Origin of the sequence: Streptococcus sp. GMD5S (genome assembly GCF_000298715.2) — a bacterium.
Taxonomy (GTDB): domain Bacteria; phylum Bacillota; class Bacilli; order Lactobacillales; family Streptococcaceae; genus Streptococcus.
Window position 1 is genome coordinate 1 of the sequence record NZ_AJRG02000013.1, and the last position, 12,281, is coordinate 12,281.

11 protein-coding genes are annotated in these 12,281 nt (G+C 44.1%); 2 read left to right on the top strand and 9 right to left on the bottom strand.

Annotated elements, in window-relative coordinates:
- Positions 1–24 precede the first annotated feature (24 nt).
- The 4 genes from GMD5S_RS0206850 to GMD5S_RS0206865 form a co-directional block, all read right to left on the bottom strand.
- Positions 25–1,374: a glucose-6-phosphate isomerase gene (locus GMD5S_RS0206850; RefSeq protein ID WP_000018248.1), complete on the bottom strand. Its 1,350-nt coding sequence runs from the start codon at positions 1,372–1,374 to the stop codon at positions 25–27.
- A gap of 168 nt (positions 1,375–1,542) precedes the next feature.
- On the bottom strand, positions 1,543–2,232 hold the full coding sequence (locus GMD5S_RS0206855) for a gamma-glutamyl-gamma-aminobutyrate hydrolase family protein (protein ID WP_000124757.1): 690 nt from the start codon (positions 2,230–2,232) through the stop codon (positions 1,543–1,545).
- A gap of 139 nt (positions 2,233–2,371) precedes the next feature.
- Positions 2,372–4,138: an ABC transporter ATP-binding protein gene (locus GMD5S_RS0206860; protein ID WP_000860002.1), complete on the bottom strand. Its 1,767-nt coding sequence runs from the start codon at positions 4,136–4,138 to the stop codon at positions 2,372–2,374.
- 1 nt (position 4,139) lies between these two features.
- On the bottom strand, positions 4,140–5,846 hold the full coding sequence (locus GMD5S_RS0206865; protein ID WP_000905730.1) for an ABC transporter ATP-binding protein: 1,707 nt from the start codon (positions 5,844–5,846) through the stop codon (positions 4,140–4,142).
- Positions 5,847–6,052: 206 nt separating this feature from the next.
- Here GMD5S_RS0206865 and GMD5S_RS0206870 point away from each other — a divergent pair, with 206 nt between their 5' ends.
- Together GMD5S_RS0206870 and galU are read left to right on the top strand one after the other, a co-directional pair.
- Complete coding sequence (locus GMD5S_RS0206870) at positions 6,053–7,069, top strand: NAD(P)H-dependent glycerol-3-phosphate dehydrogenase (RefSeq protein WP_000745029.1); 1,017 nt, start codon at positions 6,053–6,055, stop codon at positions 7,067–7,069.
- A gap of 21 nt (positions 7,070–7,090) precedes the next feature.
- Positions 7,091–7,990 (top strand): UTP--glucose-1-phosphate uridylyltransferase GalU, encoded by a 900-nt coding sequence (galU, locus tag GMD5S_RS0206875; RefSeq protein ID WP_000811022.1) that lies wholly within the window; start codon positions 7,091–7,093, stop codon positions 7,988–7,990.
- A 118-nt stretch (positions 7,991–8,108) separates the two neighbouring features.
- Here galU and GMD5S_RS0206880 read toward each other — a convergent pair whose 3' ends face one another.
- The 5 genes from GMD5S_RS0206880 to GMD5S_RS0206900 all read right to left on the bottom strand — a co-directional run bounded on the left by GMD5S_RS0206880 (position 8,109) and on the right by GMD5S_RS0206900 (position 12,210).
- A complete protein-coding gene (locus GMD5S_RS0206880) occupies positions 8,109–8,789 on the bottom strand; it encodes a rhomboid family intramembrane serine protease (RefSeq protein WP_000658477.1) in 681 nt (226 codons plus the stop codon).
- The gene (locus GMD5S_RS0206885) at positions 8,773–9,312 is read right to left on the bottom strand and encodes a 5-formyltetrahydrofolate cyclo-ligase (protein WP_000642760.1); all 540 of its coding nucleotides are present in this window, start codon (positions 9,310–9,312) and stop codon (positions 8,773–8,775) included. The genes GMD5S_RS0206880 and GMD5S_RS0206885 overlap by 17 nt, the downstream gene beginning before the upstream one ends.
- An 11-nt stretch (positions 9,313–9,323) precedes the next feature.
- Complete coding sequence (locus GMD5S_RS0206890; protein ID WP_000885096.1) at positions 9,324–10,454, bottom strand: N-acetyldiaminopimelate deacetylase; 1,131 nt, start codon at positions 10,452–10,454, stop codon at positions 9,324–9,326.
- Positions 10,455–10,515: 61 nt separating this feature from the next.
- A complete protein-coding gene (gene dapD, locus GMD5S_RS0206895; RefSeq protein WP_000127448.1) occupies positions 10,516–11,214 on the bottom strand; it encodes a 2,3,4,5-tetrahydropyridine-2,6-dicarboxylate N-acetyltransferase in 699 nt (232 codons plus the stop codon).
- Between the two features lie 84 nt (positions 11,215–11,298).
- Positions 11,299–12,210, bottom strand: coding sequence for a DMT family transporter (locus GMD5S_RS0206900; protein ID WP_008284424.1), 912 nt, complete (start codon positions 12,208–12,210; stop codon positions 11,299–11,301).
- Positions 12,211–12,281: the final 71 nt, after the last annotated feature.

Sequence of the window (12,281 nt, forward strand, 5' to 3'; positions counted from 1 at the left end):
TGGAAAAGCCACTCTTTTCTTTTATTATAGACGTGCGTTAAGCTCTTTGCTCAATTCTTCAAATCCTGGTTTTCCAAGAAGGGCAAACATGTTGCGTTTGTAAGCTTCAACACCTGGTTGGTCAAATGGGTTAATGGCATTCAAGTAACCTGAAAGGGCAATTGCCAATTCGAAGAAGTAGATAGTATAACCAAGAGTGAAAGCGTCTTGCTCTGGAAGAGTTACGTACATGTTTGGCACATCACCGTCAGTGTGGGCAAGAAGAACACCGTCAGTTGCTTTTTTGTTTACAAAGTCAACGTCTTTTCCTTGAAGGTAACCAAGTCCGTCAAGGTCTTCTTCCAAAGTAGGGATAATCACGTTCTTACGTGGTTTGTCAACACGGACAACTGTTTCAAACATGATACGAGTTCCTTCTTGGATAAATTGACCCAATGAGTGCAAGTCAGTTGAGAAGTTAGCTGAAGTTGGGTAAATACCTTTTTGGTCTTTCCCTTCTGACTCACCAGCCAATTGTTTCCACCATTCTGAGAAGTATTGAAGTGATGGTTCGTAGTTTACCAAGATTTCAGTAGCGTAGCCTTTACGGTAAAGGATGTTACGAACTGCTGCGTATTGGTAAGCTTCATTTTCTGAAAGTTTGTCTGAAGTGTAGTCTTTACGAGCTGCGTTCGCACCTTCCATAAGGGCTTTGATGTCTGCACCTGATGCTGCGATTGGAAGCAATCCAACTGCTGTCAATACTGAGAAGCGTCCACCGATGTCGTCTGGAACCACAAATGTTTCCCAACCGTTGGCATCTGCTTCAACCTTAACAGCACCTTTTTGGCGGTCAGTTGTTGCGTAGATACGTTTGTTAGCTTCTTCTTGTCCGTATTTCTTAACCAAAAGTTCTTTGAAGACACGGAAAGCAATCGCTGGTTCTGTTGTTGTACCTGATTTAGAAATCACGTTTACTGAGAAGTCTTTGTCAGCTACGTACTCTACCAAGTCAGCAAGGTAAGTAGATGAGATTGAGTTTCCAGCGTAAAGGATTTGTGGAGCTTTGCGTTCTTCTTTTGTTTGCAAGTTTGCAAAGTGGTGGTTCAAGAAGTCAATGGCTGCTTTGGCACCAAGGTAAGATCCACCGATACCGATTACAACCAAGACATCGCTATCTGACTTGATTTGCTCAGCAGCTTTCAAGATGCGGTCGAATTCTTCACGGTCATAGTTTTCAGGAAGGTCCAACCAACCTAAAAAGTCGCTACCAGCACCAGTTCCTTTACGAATCAATTCGTCTGCAGCTGTTACTTGTGCTTGCATGTATTCCACTTCATGTGGGGCAACAAATTTGTCTAAAACTTTTGAATAATCAAATTTAATATGTGACATGATAATCCTCCAAAATTTCTTCTTTTCTATCATAACGCTTACCTTCGATTTTTTCAAGTTTTTTTATTGATTTTGCCCAATTTTTATCAGAATTCAAACGTTTGCGTAAATTTGCTAAAATATAAAAAATCTGAAAGGACGAATAAAAACGGCTAGAGACTCTAACCGTTACAATTCATTTAATAAATACTCAAATAATTCTAAATTGCCATCTTCTTCATTGACCAGGAACTCTGGGTGCCACTGTAAACCGATAATGCGATGTTCGTCAATAGACTCAATCGCTTCCACTGTCTGATCTCGAGGATCCACCGCTGTCACACGGAAATTGGGTGCTAGATCTTTAATGCTCTGACGATGCACTGAATTAACCTGACTTTCTTTGCCAAATAACTTAGCCACCACGCTTCCTTCTACTGTTTCAATAGAATGAGAGGTTCCAAAAGGCAAGCCTTGCCAGTGACCTTCAATTTCTTGGTGAAGAGTGCCGCCAAAAGCAACATTGACCAGCTGAACCCCGCGACAGATTGCCATAATTGGTTTATTCTGGCGGAGCGCTTCTTTCAAGAGGGCTAGTTCAAACTCATCGCGTACAAGGTTGTAATCATCGCTCTCAATGGTCTTTTTCTCTCCATAAAACTGAGGATGGACGTTTTGCCCACCTGTCAAGATGAGTTTGTCAATCATTTCCACATAATCGCGCACAATGGACTCATCCCCTACAGGAATTACTAAAGGAAGACCACCGACTTGACGAATGCTCTCTGCAAATTTACAGGATACAGATGAGTGAATGTTTTTCCCTTCTGCATCTACAGGACATAGATTTGCAGCAACTCCTACAACCGTTCTAGCCATAATGTGTCTCCTTTCGATTTTCTTGCGATAGTCTTATCTTATCACTCCAACCCTTTCCTGTCTAATATGTTTTTTTAAAGACCGTGATAAGTATTTTTTATGTATAAAAAAAAGCTGCCCAATAAGGACAACTTCTTTTTTATTCGAAGACAAATTGATTGTGATACAGTTCCGAGTAGAAGCCACCGATCTTGAGCAACTCGTGATGATTTCCACGTTCAATGACCTCTCCATCTTTGAGGACAATAATCTGATCGGCATTGAGGATGGTCTTGAGACGATGGGCAATCACAAAACTGGTTCGTCCTGCTACAACTGCCTCCATGGCATGTTGAATCTTGCTTTCTGTTACGGTATCCACATTGGAAGTCGCTTCATCTAAAATTAGGACTTGAGGATCTGTCATCAAGGTTCGAGCGATGGAAATCAATTGTTTCTGCCCAGTCGAGAAGATATTTTGCTCATCATCAATAAGGGTATCATACTTGTCAGGCAAGCTTTCGATATAGTCATGAATATGAGTTGCCTTGGCAGCTGCTTCGACCATTTCCTGACTGGCATCTGGCACACCAAAGCGGATATTGTCTCGGATTGTTCCGCTAAACAAGACCGAATCCTGCAGGACAATCCCGACCTTGCTCCGCAGACTGTCCAAGTCGTAGTCACGGATGTCTTTGCCATCAAAGGAAATACTACCTGCATCCACATCGTAGAAACGATTGATGAGGTTCATGATGGTCGATTTCCCTGAGCCAGTCGGACCGACAACTGCTATCATCTGCCCCTTAGGAGCTGAAATGCTAACATCTTTTAAAATCGGCTTGTCTGGCACATAAGAGAAATCAATGTGACTGATTTCAACGCCTTCTCGCAATTCCGTAAAGGCAGGCGCATTTTGCGGACGAATCTCTTCTTCTGCATCGAACATTTCTTGGATACGATCTGCCCCAGTAAAGGCCAACTGGAGGCTCCCCCAACTCGCAGCCACCTGGATAATCGGCTGGTAGTACTGTTGAGAAAATTGGGTAAACATGACAATCAAACCTAGGGCTGTCGTTGTTTCGATACTTGGATCCTTCAGCAAGACCGCAGAACCAGCAAAAATGACGATGGCTGTATTGACCAAGCTCATCCCATTCATAACTGGAAAGAGGATACCTGAGAACATTCTCCCTTTAAAGGTTGCCTTACGCACGCGCTCATTTTGCTCCACAAAGCCTGCTACGATATCATCTTGAATTCCTTGTACGATAACAGCTTTCTGTCCAGAAATACTCTCGTCCATGTAGGCGTTAAGTTTCCCAACCTCTTTTTGCTGGAGATTGGTATACTTGCGGGCCATTTTCACGATGAAAACCAGCATGAGAAAGGCCACTGGAGTGCTGGCTACTGTTATCAGGGCGAGCGTCACATTTCTTGAAAACATGACAAAAATCAAACCGATGTAAAGAGCAATATTGCTCATAACCTGAACTAGGCTTTCATTGAAGGCTTGAAGGATGTTGTCCAAGTCGCTCGTGAAGCGAGAAAGGATATCCCCATCCTGATGGCGGTCAAAGAAAGAAACCGTCAAACGGGAAAGTTTACCAAAAAGGCCCTTACGCATCTCATTTGTCGACTCGGCAATCACACGGGTCATCAAGATCATGTAAATCAAGCTAGACACCACCAAGACAAGGACAACCAGAGCTAGATTCAGCATCAGAGCTGACAAACTTTGCCAGGCTAGTTCGGAAGTCCCATTTTGATAAGCTAGAACTAGGTTAGCTAGCTCCGTGACTGCTTGGCCTGAAAAAACAGGAAAGAGGGCTTGGGCAATCGTCGCCACCGCAACCATCAGAATCACAATGACAAAGGAGAGCTTGTAAACTTTAAAATAATTCCAGAAAAATCGAACGGTTTTCATTTTATTCCTCCTTTCCCTTTTGTGTTTCGTAGATTTCGCGGTAGACGGCATTGTTAGCTACCAAGTCTGCATGCCGTCCTTCTCCAATCAAGCGTCCTTGGTCCAAGACCAAAATCTTGTCTGCATGGACGACTGAACTAATCTTTTGAGCGATGATAATGGTTGTCGTCCCTTTCAGGTCTTTATTCAAAGCTTCCTGTACGAGTCTCTCTGACTTAGCATCCAAGGCTGAAGTCGAATCGTCAAAAATCAGGATACGGGGATTGCTGACAATCCCACGGGCAATGGACATCCGTTGTTTTTGTCCACCAGAAAAATTGGTGCCTCGCTCTTCGACCTGACTCTCAAATTTGTTTTCCATGCGTCCGATAAATTCGCTGGCTTGGGCAATTCGTGCTGCACGTTCCATTTCTGACACGCTGGCATTGCCTTTCCCTTGACGAAGATTATCTGCAATGGTCCCACTAAAGAGAATAGCACGTTGCAAGACAATGGAAACTGTTTTACGTAAGGTTCCCTCGCTGACGTCTCGAATATCCTTGCCACCAATCTTAATAGATCCCTCCTGTGGATCAAACAGTCGTGGAATTAACTGAGCTAGAGTGGACTTCCCTGCTCCAGTCGCTCCAACCACACCGACCATCTGACCAGGCGCAACATCAAAGGTTACATTCTTCAGCATAGGTTCGTCATCATTGGGATAGGTGAAGGTCACATTTTCAAAAGAGAGACTTCCTTCTAACTCTTCATCTGGGAGATCTTTAAAGGTCATCGCTGGCTCGGTATCTAGAATCTCACGGATACGACGCAAAGAAATCATGGCACGGCTGACAGAATTTCCTAAAAATCCAACCATGATAATAGTAAAGATAATCTGGCTGAGATAGTTGATAAAGGAAGCAATCGAGCCCACTACAGACGGATCTGACTGAGCCATGCCTGCTACCAACCAGATAGAGAGAAAGACCGCTCCATAGCCGACTAGCATCATAACGGGTTCTATAACTGAGAAGGCATAACCGATATAAAGATTTTGGCCGAGAAGTTCATCAGAAACCTCGGTAAATTTGTCAAATTGTGCTTTTTCTTGTACAAAGGATTTGACTACGCGCACACCACGTAGATTTTCCTTAGCGATAGCATTGATCCGTTCAAGAAGGGTTTGAAATTTGGCAAATCGTGGCCCCATCATCCCCATCATGATGGCAGTTAGTGCAAAGATTAGGAGCACCATGAGGACAATCACCCACCAAAGCGACGGAAGAGTGTGAACCGCCAAGATAAAGGAACCGATAAAGAGAAGAGGGAGACGGAAAAGAATTTGAAAAGCCATCATCACCACGTTCTGAATTTGGTTGATATCATTGGTCATACGGACGACAAGGTTACCCGCATTGAATTGCTCGATATTGGCATAAGAAAAAGTCTGGATCTTGCGAAAAGCGTCTTCACGAAGGTCCGAAGACACTCCTTGAGCAATGTAGGCTGCAAGCGTTACATTGACCCCACCTGCAACCAGACCGACTAGGGCTACTCCTATCAACCAAGCGCCAATACTATAAATAGCCTCATTTTGTCCGGCCAACAAAGCCTCTAACACCTCTTGCAAATAGCGCGGTTGCAAGAGCGAACTCGCAACCATCAAGCCTGTCATCATTAAGGATGCCAAGGCTTGCCATTTATAGGTTTTTATTTTTTTAATGAGCATATTTCCTCCTAATAAAATAGATAAAGGGAGCGACATCCTGCGTCAGCTCCTTCTCATTCGTTCATATTGATGCTATTCTAGCAAAAAAGAGACATCTTGTCAAAGAAGTCTCCTTATTATAAATTAGTGCGCTTTCATCTACAGGTGATGCATGAAAAGGCTTTTTATGGTAAAATGAAAGGAAGAACTCTTACAAGGAGGAAAAGATGAAGAAACAAACCATCGCTGTCTTGGGTCCTGGTTCTTGGGGAACTGCCCTTTCGCAGGTCCTAAACGACAATGGACACGAGGTTCGAATTTGGGGAAATATTTCTGACCAAATTGATGAAATCAATAACCAACATACAAACAAACGCTACTTCAAAGATATCCTACTCGACGAAAAAATCAAAGCCTATCATGACTTGGAAGAAACACTCAAGGATGTGGATGCTGTTTTATTTGTAGTCCCAACAAAAGTAACGAGACTGGTTGCCCAACAAGTAGCAAAGGTGCTCAATCACAAGGTTGTCATCATGCATGCCTCCAAAGGATTGGAACCAGATAGCCACAAACGTCTATCAACTATTCTTGAAGAGGAAATTCCAGCTGACCTTCGTAGTGAAGTCGTTGTTGTTTCAGGACCTAGCCATGCTGAGGAAACGATTGTACGCGATATTACTTTGATTACCGCAGCCTCCAAAGATCTTGAAACTGCCCAGTACGTCCAAAATCTCTTTAGCAATCACTACTTCCGTCTCTATACTAATACGGATGTTATCGGAGTTGAAACCGCTGGTGCTCTCAAAAACATCATCGCAGTTGGCGCTGGAGCACTACATGGTCTAGGATTTGGCGACAATGCCAAGGCGGCTATCATTGCCCGTGGCTTGGCTGAAATCACCCGTCTAGGGGTCGCTCTTGGAGCCAATCCTCTGACTTATAGCGGGCTTTCTGGAGTTGGGGATTTGATCGTAACGGGGACATCTGTCCACTCTCGTAACTGGAGGGCCGGTGATGCTCTCGGTCGTGGAGAATCCCTCGCAGACATCGAAGCAAACATGGGCATGGTCATCGAAGGCATTTCAACAACTCGAGCAGCTTACGAGCTGGCTCAGGAATTGGGTGTCTACATGCCAATCACACAGGCTATTTACCGAGTCATCTACGAAGGTGTCAACATCAAAGAAGCAATCACTGACATCATGAGCAATGAATTTAAAGCAGAAAACGAATGGTCGTAGACCCTTATAGAAAGGAACATCATGAAACAAAAAGTCAGAAAAGCAGTCATCCCTGCAGCTGGATTGGGAACTCGCTTCCTCCCAGCAACTAAGGCCTTGGCCAAGGAAATGTTGCCAATCGTAGACAAGCCAACTATCCAGTTTATCGTTGAAGAAGCCCTCAAATCTGGAATCGAAGACATCTTGGTTGTTACTGGTAAGTCAAAACGTTCCATCGAGGACCACTTCGATTCAAACTTCGAATTGGAATATAACCTTAAAGAAAAAGGGAAAACCGATCTTTTGAAGCTGGTTGATGAGACAACCGGCATGCGCCTGCATTTTATCCGCCAAACACATCCACGTGGTCTCGGCGATGCTGTTTTGCAAGCCAAAGCTTTCGTTGGAAATGAACCTTTTGTCGTTATGCTTGGTGATGATTTGATGGATATCACGGACGAAAAGGCTGTTCCACTTACCAAACAACTCATGGATGACTACGAGCGTACCCACGCGTCTACTATCGCTGTTATGCCAGTCCCTCACGACGAAGTCTCTGCTTACGGGGTTATTGCTCCACAAGGCGAAGGAAAAGACGGCCTTTATAGCGTTGAAACCTTCGTTGAAAAACCTGCACCAGAGGATGCTCCTAGCGACCTTGCTATCATCGGACGCTACCTCCTCACTCCTGAAATTTTCCAAATCCTCGAAAACCAAGCTCCAGGTGCAGGAAATGAAATTCAGCTGACAGATGCAATCGATACCCTCAATAAAACACAACGTGTATTTGCTCGTGAGTTCAAAGGGGCTCGTTACGATGTCGGAGATAAGTTTGGCTTTATGAAAACCTCCATCGACTACGCTCTCAAACACCCCCAAGTTAAAGATGACTTGAAAGACTACCTCATCCAACTCGGAAAAGAGTTAGCTGAGGGAGAATAGAAGAAAAACAAAGCTCTTAAATAAGGGCTTTGTTTTTTGTTGACGATTGCAACAAAAAAGCCATCTTTGCAGATGACTTATTAGCAACCGAATCGGTGCTCGCATTTAACTATCCCCCCTACACATAGGTCATTCCCTTATAGCAAAGGAAAATGGCTAGTGCGATAAAAAGTACAGTTGCTCCGATTCGCTGGCTGGTACTGTACATCCTTCTCTCCCATTTGACTGGAAAGATGACTGCTAGAAAGGCACCGCCTACTGCACCTCCGATATGGCCTGCTAGGCTGATTCCTGGAATCAGAACACTTCCAATGATATTTATCACGAAAAGTGTCAGATAGGATTGCCCCAACTGCTGAATATAGGGGTTGCGAGTTGCGTAACGCAGGACGATAATCGCAGCAAATAACCCGTAGAGAGAAGTGGATGCTCCAGCTGCGACAACTTTCGGTGTAAATGCAAACACAAAGAGATTGCCCATCATTCCTGATAAGAGATAGAGAAGGAAGAACTGCTTGGAGCCGAAAATCTCCTCAACCTGTCGTCCAAGAAAGTAGAGCGAAATCATATTGACAATGAAATGCTCCCATCCAATATGCACAAATATAGCCGAAAAAAGGCGCCAAATCTGCTCAGGGAACAGGCGAATGATCGGTCCATACATGGCTCCAAACTGAAGCAAGGTATCTGCTCGTTCAAAATTTAAACCTGTAAGAACCAACATCAAGAGAAAGACCAATGCGGTTACTAGGAGGAAGAAACTAGTCACAGGATAACGTTTATCAAAGATTTCCTTCATAGATTAGCACCTCCTGGACGGGAATATCATGGTCTTCCAAGTTAAACTCCTGAATTTGACAAGGATAAACCGTACTCAAAGTATGACCAGTAAAATGTTCTAGATAGCGGTCGTAGTATCCTCCACCATATCCGATTCGATAGCCTTCTGTCGTAAAAGCTAGCCCTGGAACATGAATCAAATCAATCTGAGACAGTTCCACCACTTCCAAGTCTCCTTGCGGTTCCAGTAAACCAAAGGAAGTTTTTACCAACTGCTGCGGATGATAGACCACAAACTCCATGCGCCCCTTGGGATAGGTTTTGGGTATCAAAACCTTCTTGCCGTCCTTCAGCGCCTGCTCAATCAGTTCTTGCGTTTGAAATTCATGAGGGAAAGAGAGATAGGTTGCGATGTTCTTAGCTTCTTGGTAAAAGGGATGATGTAAGAAACGCTCGGTTAAAGCTCGATCCATAGCCCGTTTTTGCTCCTGAGATAAAGCCTTCATTTCTTGCAAAATTTTCTTGCGTAGTTCTGCTTTCATAGACAATTCCTCTACTCTGCTGCCTTCTTTTTTAAGAAACTAGAGACTGCATCTACCCCAATGGCTATGGCTTCTTCCTTAGGACTCATCTGAGGGTGATGAAGAGCGTAGGGACTATCGATACCTAGCCAGAACATAACGCCATCTACCTTCGAAAGGAGATAACCAAAGTCCTCGCCTGTCATAGCAGGCTCGATATCAATCAACTCGATTCCATCTTTCTCTTCAAAAAAGTCCATCAGTTCACGCGCCAAGGCTGGATTGTTCTCAACAGGTAGGTAGCCTCCTTGCTTGAGTTCTACTTCGACTTCCATATCAAAGGCTGCTGCAACCCCTTCTGCGACTGTCTTGACTCTTTTTTGTACCAAGAGGCTCATTTCCTGAGTCAAGGCGCGAATGGTTCCATGCAAAAAGGCTGTGTCTGTAATGACATTATTGGTTGTTCCAGCTTGGAAAAGGCCAAAGGTCACCACCGCTCCCTCGATGGGATTGACATTGCGGCTGACAACTGACTGTACTTGGGTTACAAAGTAACTAGCAGCCACCAAGGCGTCATTGGCTTCATGCGGAAAGGCTGCATGTCCCCCTTTTCCTTTGAAACGAATCTTCACCTCACAAGTCCCTGCAAAGAGCGTATGGGTATTGGTCGCAATCTGTCCAACCTTTAGATCCGGACGAACATGGAGTCCATAAAACTGGTCTGGTAGCCAGTCTCCAAAAGCACCGTCCTCATACATGAGCATGCCACCAGCTTCATTTTCTTCAGCAGGCTGAAATAGAAAGAGCAAATTATTCTTGGGTTGTTCCTCCAGGGCGCGTTCGAGACAGCCTAAGGCAATAGTCATATGAAAATCATGGCCACAAGCATGCATGCGACCTTGGTGCTGAGAGGCGAAAGGCAGTCCTGTTTGTTCGACGATAGGCAGGCCATCAATATCTGTTCGCCAGCCAATAGTCTTCTTTGGCTGGCTTCCCTGCAAATAGACCAAAACCCCTGTTCGCCAAATACGAATTTGAACAAAATCCTTGCCCGTAGTCAATTTCTCAATCACATCCAGCAAATAAGCCTGAGTCTTGAACTCTTCCAAGCCAATCTCTGGAATCTGGTGTAAATCTCGTCTAGTCTGAATCAAATCTAACATCTATCGATCCTCCTTTTGATAGAAGAAAGAGGCTGGAAGAAGTATCCGCCTCTTTTTATTTTTACAAGGTACGAAGCGCATCCTCTAGCGCTGTTTTTTGTTGGGTTTGGGCATCAATTTCTTTGATGATACGAGCTGGAACACCTGCCACTACCACGTTTTCTGGAACATCTTGGGTAACAATAGCTCCTGCTGCAACAACTGAACCACTGCCGATTTGGACCCCTTCGATCACCACTGCATTGGCACCGATAAGAACATTATCTCCGACACGGACTGGTTCAGCGCTAGCTGGCTCAATCACACCCGCCAAAACTGCACCTGCACCAACGTGACTGTTTTTCCCAACGATAGCACGACCTCCAAGGATGGCACCCATGTCAATCATGGTTCCAGCACCGATTTCAGCACCGATATTGACAACAGCTCCCATCATGATAACAGCATTGTCACCAATTTCAACCTGGTCACGGATAATAGCACCTGGCTCGATACGAGCATTGATCGCACGTTTGTCTAGCAAAGGAACTGCAGAATTACGAGCATCTTGCTCGACAACATAATCTTGATTTTCTACCAAACCTTCAAGAAGCGGAGCAACATCCTTCCAGTCTCCGAATAAAACATTTCCTAGTTTGACAACAGAGCTAGGTACAGCAGTTGCAAGTTCTCCTTCAAAGGTTACTTTGACACTGGTTTTCTTTTCAGCATTGGCGATAAATTGGATAATTTCTTGAGCGTTCATTTTTGTAGCAGTCATAGGTGCCTCCTGGTTCGTTATAATGATACCTATTCTACCAAAAAAGGCTTCAAATTTGAAGCCTCAACTATCAAATAATCATCTTTACTGGGCTTGTTTTGCTTCCTCTACAGATAAAAAAATCATCGGAACGATAATCAACACCATAGCTAAGGCCAAAAAACCATCCATGACCATTCCCAGAAAAAGAACACTTAATAAAGCTGAAGAGAGCGGTTCGCTAGCACTCACCACTGATACAACCAGCGGGGAAACGAGTGACACAGCCTTCATAGATAGGAAGAAGGCAAAAGCTGTACCAAACACGGCAATCGTCAGACAAATCAGCACACTTACCAGATCCACTTGAAAACTTATCCGATAAATAGGGTAGAGGAAATTACTAAAGAGACCTGCCAGAATCATCCCCCAACCAACAGTCGGAACAAATCCGTAGCGCCGTGCAAAGCGTTGGGGAAGGATAACATTAAACATGACCCCTACTGCACTGAGCAAACCTGTCACTAGAGCCAAAGGTGTCATGGATAACTGGGACAAATCCCCTTTTGTAGCCATCAAAAAAACACCTAGCATGGCAATCAAAACATAGAACACAGCTGTAATAGAAGCCTTCTTCTGGTAAATGATTCGATTGTAAAACAGGATAAAAACAGGGCTGATAAATTGCAAAATGGTCGCCGTCGTCGCATTGGAATACTCAACGCAGAGATAGAAGAAAAACTGCACAGAAAAAATACCTAGAATAGCATAGGCTAAAAAAGGTAGATAATTTTTCTTATCACGCCAGATGTCCAACAAGCGGCTACGCAACTGAAAGGCAGATAGACCTAAAACCAAACTCCCCGCCACTAGTAAACGCATAGAAGTAATCCATCCAGAAGACACTGGATAATGAGTGAAAAAATACTCTCCTAAAATCCCACAAATCCCCCAGATTAGGCCTGAGAGTAGCGAATATACTGTTCCCTTAACAATCTTTTTCTGATAATGATTCATATTATTATTGTAACACGAAACCAACAAAGAAAAAAGTAGCAACAAGGAGAAATTACTAACCTTGCTACTAC

What these genes read in the sequence shown, in the direction of transcription:
- GMD5S_RS0206885 (WP_000642760.1), bottom strand. Translation starts at nt 9,312, where the DNA reads ATGAAAGCAGAACTACGCAAGAAAATTTTGCAAGAAATGAAGGCTTTA.
- GMD5S_RS0206855 (WP_000124757.1), bottom strand. Translation starts at nt 2,232, where the DNA reads ATGGCTAGAACGGTTGTAGGAGTTGCTGCAAATCTATGTCCTGTAGAT.
- dapD (WP_000127448.1), bottom strand. Translation starts at nt 11,214, where the DNA reads ATGACTGCTACAAAAATGAACGCTCAAGAAATTATCCAATTTATCGCC.
- GMD5S_RS0206890 (WP_000885096.1), bottom strand. Translation starts at nt 10,454, where the DNA reads ATGTTAGATTTGATTCAGACTAGACGAGATTTACACCAGATTCCAGAG.
- GMD5S_RS0206870 (WP_000745029.1), top strand. Translation starts at nt 6,053, where the DNA reads ATGAAGAAACAAACCATCGCTGTCTTGGGTCCTGGTTCTTGGGGAACT.
- GMD5S_RS0206860 (WP_000860002.1), bottom strand. Translation starts at nt 4,138, where the DNA reads ATGAAAACCGTTCGATTTTTCTGGAATTATTTTAAAGTTTACAAGCTC.
- GMD5S_RS0206880 (WP_000658477.1), bottom strand. Translation starts at nt 8,789, where the DNA reads ATGAAGGAAATCTTTGATAAACGTTATCCTGTGACTAGTTTCTTCCTC.
- GMD5S_RS0206900 (WP_008284424.1), bottom strand. Translation starts at nt 12,210, where the DNA reads ATGAATCATTATCAGAAAAAGATTGTTAAGGGAACAGTATATTCGCTA.
- galU (WP_000811022.1), top strand. Translation starts at nt 7,091, where the DNA reads ATGAAACAAAAAGTCAGAAAAGCAGTCATCCCTGCAGCTGGATTGGGA.
- GMD5S_RS0206865 (WP_000905730.1), bottom strand. Translation starts at nt 5,846, where the DNA reads ATGCTCATTAAAAAAATAAAAACCTATAAATGGCAAGCCTTGGCATCC.
- GMD5S_RS0206850 (WP_000018248.1), bottom strand. Translation starts at nt 1,374, where the DNA reads ATGTCACATATTAAATTTGATTATTCAAAAGTTTTAGACAAATTTGTT.